Annotated in this window: 14 protein-coding genes; 5 read left to right on the top strand and 9 right to left on the bottom strand. The window is 69.6% G+C overall.

All coding sequences use genetic code 11. The features are described 5' to 3' along the window. Positions 1-33: 33 nt before the first annotated feature. Positions 34-414, top strand: coding sequence for a nuclear transport factor 2 family protein (locus tag ACFPIH_RS16235; protein WP_381172375.1), 381 nt, complete (start codon positions 34-36; stop codon positions 412-414). 198 nt (positions 415-612) lie between these two features. On the opposite strand, the gene ACFPIH_RS16240 is transcribed toward ACFPIH_RS16235, so the two are convergent. Both ACFPIH_RS16240 and ACFPIH_RS16245 read right to left on the bottom strand, forming a co-directional pair. Next, complete coding sequence (locus ACFPIH_RS16240; protein WP_381172373.1) at positions 613-1470, bottom strand: alpha/beta hydrolase; 858 nt, start codon at positions 1468-1470, stop codon at positions 613-615. A 1-nt stretch (position 1471) separates the two neighbouring features. Then, positions 1472-2173 (bottom strand): alpha/beta fold hydrolase, encoded by a 702-nt coding sequence (locus ACFPIH_RS16245; protein ID WP_381172371.1) that lies wholly within the window; start codon positions 2171-2173, stop codon positions 1472-1474. Positions 2174-2348: 175 nt separating this feature from the next. On the opposite strand from ACFPIH_RS16245, the gene ACFPIH_RS16250 reads away from it, so the two are divergent. Together ACFPIH_RS16250 and ACFPIH_RS16255 are read left to right on the top strand one after the other, a co-directional pair. Continuing rightward, complete coding sequence (locus ACFPIH_RS16250) at positions 2349-3188, top strand: helix-turn-helix transcriptional regulator (RefSeq protein WP_381172369.1); 840 nt, start codon at positions 2349-2351, stop codon at positions 3186-3188. 275 nt (positions 3189-3463) lie between these two features. Then, a complete protein-coding gene (locus tag ACFPIH_RS16255) occupies positions 3464-7108 on the top strand; it encodes a S8 family peptidase (protein ID WP_381172367.1) in 3645 nt (1214 codons plus the stop codon). Between the two features lie 68 nt (positions 7109-7176). Here ACFPIH_RS16255 and ACFPIH_RS16260 read toward each other — a convergent pair whose 3' ends face one another. The 4 genes from ACFPIH_RS16260 to ACFPIH_RS16275 form a co-directional block, all read right to left on the bottom strand. After that, a complete protein-coding gene (locus tag ACFPIH_RS16260) occupies positions 7177-7698 on the bottom strand; it encodes a nuclear transport factor 2 family protein (protein WP_381172365.1) in 522 nt (173 codons plus the stop codon). 62 nt (positions 7699-7760) lie between these two features. Next, on the bottom strand, positions 7761-8420 hold the full coding sequence (locus tag ACFPIH_RS16265) for a DsbA family oxidoreductase (RefSeq protein ID WP_381172363.1): 660 nt from the start codon (positions 8418-8420) through the stop codon (positions 7761-7763). Further along, complete coding sequence (locus ACFPIH_RS16270) at positions 8417-8605, bottom strand: hypothetical protein (protein ID WP_385876993.1); 189 nt, start codon at positions 8603-8605, stop codon at positions 8417-8419. Before ACFPIH_RS16270 ends, ACFPIH_RS16265 begins: the two co-directional genes overlap by 4 nt. A 76-nt stretch (positions 8606-8681) precedes the next feature. Further along, positions 8682-9449, bottom strand: coding sequence for an SDR family NAD(P)-dependent oxidoreductase (locus ACFPIH_RS16275; RefSeq protein WP_381172358.1), 768 nt, complete (start codon positions 9447-9449; stop codon positions 8682-8684). Positions 9450-9594: 145 nt separating this feature from the next. Between ACFPIH_RS16275 and ACFPIH_RS16280 the strand changes: the two genes are divergently transcribed. Beyond that, positions 9595-10224, top strand: coding sequence for a TetR/AcrR family transcriptional regulator (locus ACFPIH_RS16280; protein WP_381172356.1), 630 nt, complete (start codon positions 9595-9597; stop codon positions 10222-10224). A 114-nt stretch (positions 10225-10338) separates the two neighbouring features. On the opposite strand, the gene ACFPIH_RS16285 is transcribed toward ACFPIH_RS16280, so the two are convergent. The 3 genes from ACFPIH_RS16285 to ACFPIH_RS16295 all read right to left on the bottom strand — a co-directional run bounded on the left by ACFPIH_RS16285 (position 10339) and on the right by ACFPIH_RS16295 (position 13381). After that, on the bottom strand, positions 10339-11487 hold the full coding sequence (locus ACFPIH_RS16285; RefSeq protein ID WP_381172354.1) for a thiolase family protein: 1149 nt from the start codon (positions 11485-11487) through the stop codon (positions 10339-10341). 93 nt (positions 11488-11580) lie between these two features. After that, positions 11581-12648, bottom strand: coding sequence for an LLM class flavin-dependent oxidoreductase (locus ACFPIH_RS16290; RefSeq protein WP_381172352.1), 1068 nt, complete (start codon positions 12646-12648; stop codon positions 11581-11583). 67 nt (positions 12649-12715) lie between these two features. Continuing rightward, positions 12716-13381, bottom strand: a complete 666-nt coding sequence (locus tag ACFPIH_RS16295) for a TetR/AcrR family transcriptional regulator (RefSeq protein WP_381172350.1) — start codon at positions 13379-13381, stop codon at positions 12716-12718. Between the two features lie 131 nt (positions 13382-13512). Between ACFPIH_RS16295 and ACFPIH_RS16300 the strand changes: the two genes are divergently transcribed. Continuing rightward, complete coding sequence (locus ACFPIH_RS16300) at positions 13513-14352, top strand: ester cyclase (protein WP_381172348.1); 840 nt, start codon at positions 13513-13515, stop codon at positions 14350-14352. Positions 14353-14364: the final 12 nt, after the last annotated feature.

A 14364-nucleotide genomic window follows, 5' to 3' on the forward strand; every position in this document is an offset into this window, starting at 1 on the left:
AAGGCACAGAGGGCACAGAGGGGAAGCGACGACGTGAAGCCCACGAACGAGGACACCGTCGAAATAGCACGGGTGCTGGCCCTGTGGGGTCACATCATGGACGACCACGAGCTGGACCGCCTCGGCGAAGTCCTCACCGAGGACGCGGTGTGGGACGCGAGCGCCTTCGGACTCGAACCGGCCGTCGGACTGGAAGCGGTCACCGCCGTCCTGGGTGCCGAGGGGCACGCGCGAGCCCATCACACGACGAACATCGTCGTGACGGAGGGCCCGGGCGACGAGGCTCGTGTCCTGTCCAAGGGCCTGGGCGTCGTGGACGGCGGCACAGTCATCAGCGCCGTGTACACGGACGAGTTGCGGCACACCGCCGACGGCTGGCGCATTTCCAAGCGGGCCATACGCCTGAACAACTGACCATCGGGACGACAGCCTGGCCGGCACATACCGCCCCACCAGCCCTGCGGATACGCAGGACTGGTGGGGCGGCGCCGTCCGCAGCCCATGGCTGGAGGCGCGGTGGGCCTCTTCGGCGACGAGGACGACGCCATCGCACGCGCTCGCCTGAGCCGCTCCCCCGCGAGTTGCCGGAGCGATGTCGGTTCCCGGCGGTCGCTACCGAGCGGGGGTGACCAGCGCCTTCGCGAAGTCGAGCTGTTCCTTGTGGAAGGCCGCGCCGACGTAGTGGTGATCGATGTTGTGGCCACCGCCCAGGATGCGCCGGGCAGTCACCGAGGGTGCGGCGGTGAAGGCGTTCCCGAAGGCGGCGACCGATTCGTCGCTGCTGTGCCAGAACCCCTCGTGCTCGGCCAGCCCGTAGTGGACGGGTACCTCGACCCTTGCGGCGACCCCCGCGAAATCGGCGCACCAGTCGCCCGCCACCTCCACCAACTCCGCTATGGGAACAGGCGATTCGGCGTGCTTCGCGATGTCGAGCACACCCGGGTCGTACGTGCCCTCAGGTCCGTACATGAACCGCAGGAGGTGCTCACGGCTGAACTCGAGCAAGGTGGCCGGCGGCTGGGACTTCAACGCCTCGTTCGACCGCTGCGACTCGTGGTGGATTCCGGTGACGGAGACACCGAGGAGCGGCCAGGTACGGTCGCCGGCTGCCAGGTGCAGCGCGATCGCACCGCCTATCGAGTGTCCGACGAGGACGATCCCGGGAGCGTTCGAGAGGTGCCGGTGCCAGAGTTCGGCGATGGCCTCCTGGAGCACTTCGGCATTCCGGCGGAACGAGATCTCCCCCTTCAGCGCGGTGCTGCCGCCATGGCCCGGACGGTCGAGGGACACCACGGGAAAGCCTTCGCGCCGCGCGACGTCCACCAGCGAATACCCGGCCACGTCGAAGTACGACGCGTTGTAACCACCCCCCGGAATGCAGATCAGCAACGGCATTCCGGGACGGCCCGGTTCCTCTATGCCGGTAATCCGGGTGTCCCCCAGGTCGAGTGTGATGCGGTGCGCAGTCATTCTAGTTGCCGTTCTCCAGAAGGAACTTCTGCAAAAGCTCCTTGTATTCCTGCGGGAAAGTCCGGTGAACCATGTGTCCCGCGCCCTCGATCGTCTCCAGGTGACCCGCGGGGAGGAGTCGGGCAGCCTCGGCCAGCTTGTCCTGGGGGGTGTAGCTGGTGGCCCCTCCGCCGATGATGAGCGTCGGGGCGGTGATCTTGGGGAGGTCGTTCCACCAGGACGGATCGGGGTTGTGGATCTGGTGTACGAGTGAGGTGGCCGCGGAAAAGTCGATGGACACCCCACCAGGAACCTCGCCGGAACCTTCAGGGAAGTCCACGTCGATGGGAGCGGTGTCCTCCCAGACCATCCGCTCGATCCGCTCGGGCCATTTCTCCGCGAAGATGCACCCGACCCGTGCGCCCATCGAATGGCCGATCAGCGTGAAGCGGTCCAGGGAAAGCGCGGCGGTGAACGCTTCGAGATCGCCGCACCCCAGCTCGAAGGAGTACGTGCCGGGCCACGCACTTTCGCCATGGCCGCGTTGCGTGAGGGCCAGGACGTGATAGTGCTCGGCGAGGAAGCTCGCGATCTCGTCCCAGTCCCGCGCGTCGTACATGAGACCATGCAGCAGAACGACTGGCGGCGCAGCCGGATCGCCCGCCTCGCGATAGTGAAAAGTCAATTGCGAAAGCTCGATGCTGTGATCGCTGAAAACGGTCATCTGTTCTTCCGTTCGCTCGGAGGGAGCTGGTCGGCAGCGGCGTGACGCGGCTCGTCTTGCTGTGAGCGCCCTCGGCGCCGACCCTATGAGCACCTTCGCGGGGGCGGGAGGGGACCGCTTGTCCATGGATCGGCGGTCTCTGGATAGCCGGGCGGGATGCGGCGAGGATGGGGACATGGACAAGAAGGAACTGGCGGAATTCCTGCGCCGGCGGCGTGAGATGTTGCGCCCCCGCGACGTCGGAATGGTCGAGGGTCCGCGCAGGCGTACCCAGGGGCTGCGCCGCGAGGAGGTCGCCCAGCTCGCCGGCATGTCCACGGACTACTACGCCCGCCTGGAACAGCAGCGTGCCCCGCAGCCCTCCATTCAGATCACCACCGCCCTCGCCCGGGCGTTGCGGCTGACCCTGGACGAGCGCGACCACCTCTTCGTCCTCATCGGCCACAACGCCCCGGCCCGCCTCCAGCGCTCCGAGCACGTCAGCCCGACCCTGATGCGGGTCCTGGACCGCCTGGACGACTCCCCGGCCCTGGTGCTGACCGACATGGCCGACACCCTCGCGATGAACCCGCTCGCCATCGCACTGCTCGGCGACCAGACCCGCCACACCGGCCTGGCCCGCAGCGCCTACTACCGCTGGTTCATGGACCCCGCCGAACGCCTGGTCTACCCAGAGGAAGACCACGCGCACCACAGCCGCACCCAGGCAGCCCGGCTGCGGGTCGCGCTGACCGCCGGCAGTGACACCCCCCGGGCCGCCCGCATCCTCGCCGAACTCCAGGAACGCAGCCCCGAGTTCGTCCGCGCGTGGGAACTCCAGGAGGTCGCCCAGCGCTACGACGAGAGCAAGACAATCGTCCATCCCCAACTCGGCCGCATCGAGGTCGACGGCCAGGTCCTCTTCACCGACAACCGCGCCCAGACCCTCGTGGTGCTGACCACCCGCCCCGGCACGGAGAGCCACAGCAAGCTCGAACTGCTCTCCGTCATAGGACACCAGCAGCTCACTCCCTGACGTCCTGGACCGGGGTCGGATCCCGCCTCGGTCCGTGTCGTCGGCTGCGGCGAGCGGCCAGGGTGGGGAGAGCACGCTCTCCCGCCGGTTCGGCGACCGCGACAGTCCATGGCCGCACCGTCATCCTGAACAGCGACTCGCTTCCTCAACTCCCTTGCTGTTCTTTTGACTTGAGGGACAAAAATCGTACAACTGAGCCTACTCTTTACGCTATCTTCACGCTTGCTCCTTCGTTCCTCCTTCCCCACAGCACCCCCACATCGAACGGAGTTCGCGTGACAAGACGTCATGTCGCGGCCTGGACGAGCGGTGCCCTCGCGGCCGTCCTGCTCGTCACCACCCAGAGCGGTATATCCACCGCCTCCTCCTTGCCCAGCGCCTCCCCCTTACCCACCGCGGCTGATGCCGCTCCCGCCGCCCTTCAGGGCAAGACGTTCACGCTCGTCACCGGAGACGTCGTCACCGTCGAGGGGTCCGGAAGCGGAGCCCGCGTCGATACCGAACCGGCTCCGGGCCGCGAGCGCGTCGGTTTCCTGCAGACCAGGACGGGCGACGACATCAGCGTCGTCCCCACCGATGTCGCCCCGCTGGTGGCCTCCGGCCAGGTCGACGAACAGCTCTTCAACCTCAGCGCCCTGGAACGCCTGGGCCTCGACGACGCCGCCGGGAACCGGGCACTGCCGTTGATCATCCGGCACAGTGGCCAGCGGCTGCCGGCCGCCACCCGTGCCGAGGCCGTCCAGCAGGAAACCGTCCCGCTGGAATCGATCGACTCCACCGCCGTGACCGTCCCGGAGCGCGACAAGGGCGAGCTGTGGAAGACCCTCACCGCCCCGGCCGGGAGTGCGGAAGGCGGCCTCCGTCCCGCGATCGAGACCGTGTGGCTGGACACACCGGTCGAGCTCACGGACGCGCAGGTCGCGGCGGACCCCCCGGAGACCACCCCGCAAGGGGATGTCACGGTCTCCGACCTGGTCGGGCAGATCAACGCGGACGGCGTCCGGGACCAGGGCCTGGACGGCACGGGCGTCCGGGTCGCCGTCATCGACACGGGCGTACGCGCCACCCACCCCGACCTGGCCGACCGGGTCTCCAAGTCCGCGAACTTCATCGGCTCGGACAACGAGACGGGCGACATCGACGGGCACGGTACGCACGTCGCCGGAATCATCGCCGGTACGGGTGCGGCCTCCAACGGGAAGTACACGGGTGTCGCGCCCGGGGCCGAGATCCTCAGCGGCCGGGTGCTGTCCGGCCCGCTGGGCGGCTCGATCTCCGACGTCATCGACGGCATGGAGTGGGCGGCCGACGAGGGCGTCGACATCGTCAACATGAGCCTCGGGTCGAGCGCGCGGACCGACGGCACCGACCCCTGGTCGCTGGCCACCGACGCGTTGCTGGAGCGGGGAGTGCTCCCGGTCGTCTCGGCAGGCAACTCCGGCCCGGGCTCCTTCTCCGTCTCCCCGCCCGCCGCCGCCGAGGGAGCGCTGGCCGTCGGTGCGGCCGGGGGCGACGACGCGATAGCAAGCTTCTCCAGCCGTGGCCCGCTCTTCGGCGACTACAACGTCAAGCCCAACGTCAAGGCACCCGGGGTCGCCGTGACGGCGGCCCGCGCCAAGGGCACCTCCATCGGCGACGCCGACCCGGCGGGTCCCGTCGGACCGGTCGACGACAACTACACCCGCCTGTCCGGTACGTCGATGGCGGCGCCCGCGGTCACCGGAGCGGCGGCCCTCGTCATGCAGGCCCACCCGGACTGGACGCCTCAGCAGGTGACCCGGGCGCTCACCTCCAGCGCCCGCCCCAGTCCCGGCGAGACCGTGTACGACCAGGGCGCCGGCCTGATCGACGTCCAGCGGGCCATCGACCAACCGGTGCAGGCCACGTTGTCCACCATCGACTTCGGCCGCCTCACCTGGCCCCGCACCGACGACAACCGGCGCAAGGTGGCCTTCACCAACGACTCCGACCAGGAGGTCGCACTGGACCTCTCCCTCGACGTCACGTCCACCCGGGGCGACCTGCCCGCCGCACTGCTCGGCCTGGCCGAGAACCGGCTGACCGTGCCCGCCCACGGCACGGCCTCCGCGGTCGTCGAGTTCCGCGACACGGGTGTCCGTACCGGCGGTACCCTCTCCGCCCTGCTGACCGCCAAGAGCGCCGCCGGGAGCGGTGACGGCGCGACGACCGTACAGGTTCCGGTCGGCCTCACCCTCGAACCAGAGAGCTACGGGCTCACGCTCAACCTCCGGGACCAGCTGGGCGATCCGGCCCACGGCATCTCGATCGTCGATGTCATGCCGCTCGACCGGGGCCTGGAGCCGTTCGAGGGCATGCACCAGGTCACCGTCGGCTCGTCCATCGAACTCCGGGTGCCCGCGGGTGCGTACGGCGTCTCCGCGCTCGTCGGACGCCACACCGGTCCCGACACGTACTGGTACGACAGCGACATCATCGCCGCCGGTGAACCGCTGGTACAGGTGGACAAGGACACCACCATGACGCTGGGCGGCACGGCGGCCGTCAAGCTCGGTCACACGGTGGACAACGACAAGGTGGAGCGGATCCACCAGGCCATCGGCATCCTCCAGAAGCAGAAGACGACACCGGCCGGGCTCGACAGCCCGCTGAGCGTGGACACCACCGTGTCGTTCAACCACCTCCCGCCGGTGTACTGGGCGGTCCCCTCCACGACCCGTAGCGAGGCCACCTACACGACGTACTACCGCGAGGACCTCGCCGAGGGCTACCGGACCGGCGACATCCCCGACGGCGCACCCAGCGACGGGTACGACTACCCCACCGCCAGCGGCCCGATCTACTACCTCGGCGCTATCCATGAGGGCGGCATCCCCGCCGACCTCACCCCTCGGGTGAGGGACTCCCAACTCGCGCGCACCGAGGCCCACTACGGCTCCGCCGAGCAGACCGGCACCGCCGACCGGTACTTCCCGCTGAGGTCGAAGCTGGCCACCGCGACCCTCAAGGGCATCCCGCTCGGCGGCCGTCGCGTCAACGTGCCCTCGCCGAGCACACGCACGGAGTTCTACACCGCCTCCAAGGACATCACCTGGACCCAGGAACTGCGCAGGTACTGGCAGAACGCCGACGGCACGGGCTCGGTGGCGAACGGCGCCCTGTTCACCGAGCCCCGGGCGTACCGGCCCGGACCCCGCACCGAGTACTGGAACTATCCGGTGAGCACCGTCGCCCTCTCCCCCGACGGCCGCCAGTTCACCCGCACCGGCGACACCGTCACCGTCGACCTGCCGCTGGGCGGCGACACCGACAGACGGCACCTGTTCCGGACCGAGGACTTCAGTGCCGACTACTCCTACGCCCTCAGCCGGGACGGCAAGGAGATCGCCAAGAGCAGGAACGGCGCGACGGAGTCCCCGCGCAACACCGCGCTCGCGGCCTGGACGGTCCCTGCCGACACCGGCACGTACACCCTCAGGGCCCGCGCCAGCCGCCTGACGTGGGACGGCAAGCCGAAGTGGAGCACGGCCCCTGAACTGGACGCCGTCTGGACCTTCCGTTCCGGCCGGGTCGCCGAGGGCGGGACGGCCGCACTGCCCCTCACCACCGTGCGCTTCACACCGCCGGTCGACGAGTGGTCGCGCGCCGAGCACAACCAGGTCGTCGCCGTTCCGTTCGACATCCAGCGCACCGGCGACCAGGCACGCGGCAGGCTGCGCGCGCTGACCGTCGAGGCGTCCTTCGACGGCGGTACGACCTGGGAGACGGTGCCGGTCGTCAGGAACCGGGCACTCATCACGCACCCGGATCTCGCCACGCTGCCCGCCGGGCAGCTCGACCGCAACGGGCACGGTTACGTCAGCCTGCGCGTCAAGGGAACGGATCGCGTCTCGTCCTTCGAGGTCACGGTCAAGAAGGCGTACAAGCTCAAGCAGTCCTGACACACCGAAGTACCGAAGTACTGGAGGGCCGCGCGGCAGCATGTGCGCCGGCCCTCCAGCCGCTCCCGTCAGAACATGGTGTTGCCGTTGGCGGAGGTCTCCGGGACCGGCTGGAGCACGTCCCAGTGCTCGGCGATCATGCCCTGGTCGAGCCGGAAGGTGTCGATGGCCGCCGTTCCTGCGGTACCCGGTTCCAGGACGAAGTTGCTGTGCAGGATGACGAGGTCGCCCTCCGCGATGACTCGCTTGATCGTCACGTGGGACTCGGGGTAGGCCGCCTTCAGGCCGGTCACCCAGTCACCCAGTGCCTGCGGGCCGTCGGCGAGCATGGGGTTGTGCTGGGTGTAGTCGGGCCGCACGAACCTGTCGACGGCGGCGAGGTCGCCGTCGTCGAAGAGCTGGTTGAAGAACGTGACCACCAGCGCCTTGTTCGGGGCCGTCCGGTGCTCGGCGCCGTACGCGGGCGTCACCGGAGCGGATCGCGGCGGAGCCGCCGACGCCGCGGAGGCTCCGGCGAGCAGTGCGCCGGACGTGGCTGCCGCCACGAGGAGACGGGCCGCCTTCCTGGTGCCGTTGGACGGGTGGTGCATGGCTTCTTGCTCTCGTGGTGGGCGTGTTCGAGGAAGGGACGGGCAGATCGGGCCGGTTCGGCTCAGGGGGTGGCCTGGACGGCGTCCGCGTGGGCGGTGCGCAGGGCTGAGAGGAAGGTGTCGACCGGCTGGGCGCCGGAAAGACCGTAGGCCCGGTTGATGACGAAGAACGGCACGCCTGTGGCACCGTATGCGCGTGCCTCGCGGAAGTCGGCCTGTACGGCGTCCGCGTACTCGTCGCCGGCCAGCATCCGCCGGGTCTCGTCCTCGGGGACGCCGACCTCGGCGCCGAGCCGCACCAGCGTGTCGGGATCGTCGACGATCTCGCCCTCGCCCAAGTGGGCGCGCAGCAGCCGCTCGTGCATGTGGTCGCCCAGCCCGTGGGTGGCGGCCAGGTGGCTCAGGCGGTGGGCGTCGATCGTGTTGACCGAGACGGCCCGCTCAAGGTCGTACGTCAGCCCTTCGACGGTGGCGAGTTCGGTGATCTGCCGGGTCATCGACCGCACCTGGGCGATCGGGGCGCCGGTCTTCTGCACCAGTGTCTCGAACACCGGCCGGCGGTGGCCCTTGGGGTGGTCGGGGTCGAGTTGGAAGCTGTGCCAGTGGATCTCGACCGCGTCGGCGTGCTCGAAGCGGTCGATCGCCGTTTCCAGGCGTCGCTTGCCGATGTAGCACCACGGGCAGACGACGTCCGACCAGATGTCGATACGCAGCGCGCTCACAGGACACACACCCCGTCCGTGCAGACGGCCGCGTCATCCGAACCGAGGTTCATGAGGAGAGGGGCGGCATCCGTACCGGGACGGTCCTCGGCCGTCGTGTCGGGTCCGTCGGGAGCGGTTTCGACGGCCGGGCCCGCCGTGCCGTTCTGGAGAAGGGGGTTGGGCATCAGGAATCCAATCGTCATCACGTCGGCGTGCGCCGTCGGTGCCGTACGGGGGGGCGGAAGCGGGGTCGGACGAGAGGTGAGCGTCGCCCGGCGGTTACGCGGTGGTGCCGGGCTGCGGGGCCACGGGCTCGGGGTGGATCCGCTCGACGCGGTCGCGCTTGGTGTACATGTCCCAGTAGTGCTCGGCGAGGTCGTCCGGGTCGACCACGGGGAGTTCGAAACCGTTGGGCATCGTGATGGGCTCGGTCCCGACCGGGGCCCCTGTCTGGGCCTCGACGGCCACGGCGGCGGCACTGTTGGCGATCAGGGCGGCGACGGAGAGCGTGCCGGCGTAGACGCCCTTGTCGGCCAGTTCGGCGTTGAGGGAGTAGAGGTAGTTGCGGGCCCCGGCCATCGCCGGGCCGACCCCGCTGGCGTTCGGCATCGGCTGGACCGCCGAGTAGCCGGTGCCCATCAGAACGGCGCCGTCACCGCGCTCGATCATCTCCGGCAGCACCGCGTGGAACACCTCCACCGGGGTGAACAGGTACAGCCGGGCCAGCGACTCCAGGGTGGCCGCGTCCAGTTCGGTGGCCGGGGTGAACGTCATGTCGGCGGCGATCGGGGCGTACTCGACGACATCGATGCGGCCGAAGCGGTCACGAATGGCGTCGACGAGGCCCGGAACCGCGGCGGTGTCGGACAGGTCGGCGGGGAAGGCCGCCGCCTCGACGCCCTCCTCGGCAAGCTGTGCGACGAGGGTCTCCAGGCGGTCCTTGCGACGGGCGACCAGGGCCACACGGAACCCCTCACGACCGAAGCGCCGGGCGACGCACGCACCGAGGCCGGTACCGGCGCCGAAGACGGCGATCACTTTGGACATGGGGCGGCTCCTTGCGACAGAGGTATCTTGACCCAAAGGTCAACTTCACTTCCGACGGTAACATGGAAGTTGACCCCGAGGTCAAGTTGACTGGGTGAGGGAATGGGACCATGGAGTCCGGACACACGACCAGGAGGAACACCGAATGCGGGCCGACGCGCAACGCAACGCGGACAAGCTGCGCACAGCAGCAGCCGAGCTCTTCCGCGAACGTGGCCTCCAGGCGCCCCTGAAGGAGATCGCCCGCCGGGCCGGCGTGAGCCACGGCACCCTCTACAACCTCTTCGGCACCCGCGAGGCGCTCATCGACGAGGTGGTGACCGACCTGGCGGCGACCCGCCTCGACGAGGCCGCCGAGCAGGCCCTGGCGCGGGAAGACGCCTGGGAGGGGTTCGCGTACTACATCGAGACACTCTGCGAGCTGCAGGCCACCGACCCCGCGATCGGTGACGTGGTCGCCGGCCGCTACCCGGGCGCCGAGCGCCTGATGACCGTCTGCGAACGCTCCTACGCCGCCACCGCGCGCATCATCGAACGCGCCCAGCAGGCCGGCGCCCTGCGCCCCGACTTCACCCGCGAGGACCTGCTGTTCATCTTCGGCACGAACGCCCTGCTGGCCCGCGCCGCCAAGGACACCGCCCCCGACGCCTGGCGCCGCAGTGCCGCCTTCATGCTCGACGGCCTGCGCACCGAGGCCGCCCACCCGCTCCCCACCGGGCCGCTGACCTCGCAGCAGATGTACCAGGTGATGGGCAACCTCACCGGCACGCCCTGACGGGTCCGGCCGCGTCCGTTGCGCCTCGCCACAGACATGACAGCGCCGCCCCGTACGGCACAGCCTCGCGTGCCACGCGGAAGTTCGGGGCCAGGCCGAGGCACACGACCTAGTTCATGCGATCAGTTCCAGGATGGTGGCGTTGGCCAGCCCGCCGCCCTCGCACATGGTCTGCAGTCCGTAGCGGATCCTGTTGTCCACCATGTGGTGGATCAGCCGGGTCATCAGGATCGCGCCCGAGCCGCCGAGGGGGTGGCCGACGGCTATCGCTCCGCCGAGCGGGTTCACCAGCGCCGGGTCGGCGCCGGTCTCGGCCATCCACGCCAGGACGACCGGGGCGAACGCCTCATTGCATTCGAACGCCCCGATGTCGCCGATCGACAGACCTGACCGCGCGAGGGCCTTGGCGGTCGCCGGGATGGGTCCGGTCAGGACCATCACCGGGTCGTCCCCGGCCAACGCGAACGAGTGCAGCCGTACCAGAGGCTTGAACCCCAGCTCCCGGGCCCGCTCGGACGTCATGATCAGCAGGGCGCCGGAGCCGTCGGACATCTGCGACGCGTTCCCCGCGTGGACGACGCCGTCCTCCTTGAAGACCGGTTTCAGCGTCGACAGGCTCTCCACGCTCGTCCCGCGCCGCACGCCCTCGTCGGCGGTCAGCCCGGTCCCCGGTACGAAGGTGTACTGCCTGTCCAGGGCTCCGGAGTCGATGGCCGCCGCCGCCCTCGCGTGGGAGACGGCCGCGTACTCGTCCAACTGCTGCCGCGACAGCCCCCACTTCTCGGCGATCAACTCGGCGCCGAGCCCCTGGTGGATCCGCTGCCCGGCATACCGGGCGACGGCCATCGGACCCATCGGCCTCTCCAGGTCTCCGCCGGAGGCGGTCCCCATCGGCACCCGCGTCATCGACTCGACACCGCCGGCCACGGCGATGTCGTACTGACCCGAGATCACTCCGGCGGCGGCGAAGTGCACCGCCTGCTGCGACGATCCACACTGCCGGTCCACCGTGACGGCCGGGACCGACTCCGGCCAGTCGGCCGCCAGTACGGCACTCCGGCCCAGGTTGAACGCCTGCTCACCGACCTGCTCGACGACGCCCCACACGACGTCGTCCACCAGCGCCGGGTCGAGGCCGGACCGGTGGGTCAGCGCGTCGAGCACATGCGCCGACAGGTCCACCGGATGAACGTCCGCGTACGCGCCTTTGCGCTTGCCGATCGGCGTCCGCACCGCTTCCACGACCACTGCGTCACGGGGCATGGCGTGCCACCTTTCACCTGGTTCAAACGCTGTGTGAAAGACGCTAACCCCGTCACGCCACCATCATCAACACCCTAGTCACTTAATTATCGATCACGTCAAATTCCGTCGCGGCGCGAGAGCGGAGTCAGCTTGGGCGGCCGTCCGCCGCCGGACCTCGGCCCGGACCACGGGGGCGACCTCCGTCCCGAGGAGTTCGATGGCCCGCATCAGTTCGAGATGCGGCAGGGAACCCACCGCGAGTTGGATCAGGGTGCGCTGGTGACCGAAGAGTTCGTGGTGCAGCAGGAGCTTTTCGATGACCTGCTGCGGCGATCCCACGGCGTAGACACCCAGTGGGCCGGCCTTCTCGTCGAACTCGGCGCGGGTCATCGGTGGCATGCCCCGCTCGGCGGCGACCGACGCGAACAGTTCCGCGTCCGCCGGGTAGTAGGTGTCGGCGGCTTCCTGGGACGTCCTGGCGACGAAGCCGTGCAGGGTGACGGCAGCCGGCTGCGGGGCGTGACCGGACTGCTCCAGCGCCTGGCGGTGCAGATCCAGCAGCGGAGCGAACCGGGCAGGGTGACCGCCCAGCATGGCCAGCGCCATCGGCAGGCCCAGTCGGCCCGCGCGAACGACCGAACCCGGATTGCCGCCGACCCCGAGCCACACCGGAAGCGGATCCTGGACGGGCCTGGGCAGGACCAGCTCGTCGACCAGCGGAGCGCGGAACCTGCCCGACCAGGTGACCGGCTTGCCGGAGCGCAGCGCGAGGAGGAGGTCGAGCTTCTCCGCGAAGAGTGCGTCGTAGTCCTGTACGTCCTGGCCGAACAGCCGGAAGGAGTCCAGCAGGGCCCCGCGTCCCGCCATGATCTCGACGCGCCCCCGGGACACCAGGTCGGCGGCGGTGAACTGCTCGAACACGCGCACAGGGTCGTCCGAGCTCAGAACGGTCACGGCACTGGTCAGCCGGATGTTCCGGGTACGGGCTGCGGCGGCGGCCAGGATCACCGCGGGTGCCGGCGCCGCGAAGCCGGCGCGATGGTGCTCGCCGATGCCGAACACGTCAAGGCCGACCTGGTCGGCCAGGACGATCTCCTCGATCAGCTCCGGAACGCGCCGTGCGGCGTCGACACCTGGTCCGATGGCGACGTCCGCGAAGGTGAATGCGCCGATCTCCATGCCGTATCAGTCCTCTCCCCAAGGGTTCACGGCGGGGAGAACCGCATAAGTGGCGCATGTATTCCACTTAGCTCGGCCGGTCCTTCGCGGACCCGGCGGAACGACTCAGCCGACGCAGTTCCCCGTAGGTTTCGGCGGCCGAGGGCGCCGGGGGCAGCGGCTCCGCCTCCGCGGTCGCCTTGACGGCATGCACGAGGTAGGCGATGAGCCTGGCGGAGAACCGGCCCGCCTGCCCGCCGCCACCCGCGACCACGCCCGCGTGGGCGAGGAGCAGCATGATCAGATCCTCGGGGACGAAGTCCTCGCGCAGCCGGCCCGCCTCCTGCGCGCGAGCGATGACCTGCTGGAACGCCGTATACGCGCGCCGCCGTTCCTTCGCGAACCGGATGGACTCGGGGAAGCTCATGGTGAGTACCTCGGTGAAGCCGCGGTCGGCGAGTTGCATGCCGGCGACCTGTTCGACGAACGTCACGAACCCGTGCCAGGGATCGGGGTCGTCCAGCGCCTGCTCGGCGAGGTCGGCGTACGCGGTGGCCCGGTCCTGGAAGGTCTCCGCCAGCAGCGCGCCCTTCGAGGCGAACCGCCTGCGCAGGGTGGGTTCGCCGACCCCGGCCCGCAGCGCGATCTGCCGCATCGAGACGCCGACCCCCTCACTCGCGAACAGCTCCCGCGCCGCCGCCAGGATCAGCTGCCGGTTCCGCTCGGCATCCGCACGCAGTCCGGACTCACTCATGCCCTGATCGTACGGGGCCGGAATAACAGCCCTGGATGCCCCGTTCGGCAAGTGACGCACCTGCGTCACTTAATCGGCCGGCTCCGATAATCGGCCGGCTCCGATAATCGGCCGGCTCCGAGAGGGACCTCATGAGCGACAGCCAGACCGCCAAGGACACCGCCCGCGCGTTCTACGAGAGCTACAACGACAGGGACCTGGACGCGAGTTTCGAGAAGTACGTCTCCACCGAACTGGTCAACCACGTGATGGGCGGCGCGTACGACCGCACGGCATGGCTCGCCGTCGACAGGACGCTCTTCCCCGCCTTCGACGACTTCGGGCTCACCGTGCTCGACCAGGTCGCCGAGGGAGCCAAGGTCGCCACCCGCTACCGCCTCGGCGGAACACACACCGGGGAGTTCTCCGGCATACCCGCCTCGGGGAGGACCGCCTTCCTGACCGGAACGGCCGTCGACCGGGTCGAGGACGGCCACATCGTGGAGCACTGGGCGGACCTCGACTTCGCGGGATTCCTCCAGCAACTCACCGACGGAGTACCCACCACCACCGGCATCACCGCCGCCACGCCGACCACGGACGAGGCGCTGCGTCGTCTCGCCGACGAGCACTTCCGTCTCGCCAACGCCCACGACCTCGACGGACTCGTCGCCCTGCACGCGCCGGACTTCGTCTCCCACGAACCGCAGGGCGACGTCGGGATCGAGTGGTACCGGGAGGTCATCGGAGCGTTCTTCGCCGCGTTCCCCGACGCCACCCTCACCCCCGTCAACACCGTCGTCGACGGGGATCGGCTGGTTCTGCACTTCGAGACGGTCGGCACCCACACCGGCACCGAGTTCTACGGCATCCCGGCCACCGGCAAGCGGGTCCGCTTCGCGGAGATCCGTGTCCGCCGCATCGAGAACGGCAGGATCGCCGAGCACTGGGGCCTGTACGACCAGGCCACGGTTCTCGGCCAGCTCCAGTAGCCGCACTCGCCA

It is taken from the genome of Streptomyces vulcanius (assembly GCF_042653945.1).
Classification (GTDB): Bacteria; Actinomycetota; Actinomycetes; order Streptomycetales; family Streptomycetaceae; genus Streptomyces; species Streptomyces mangrovi.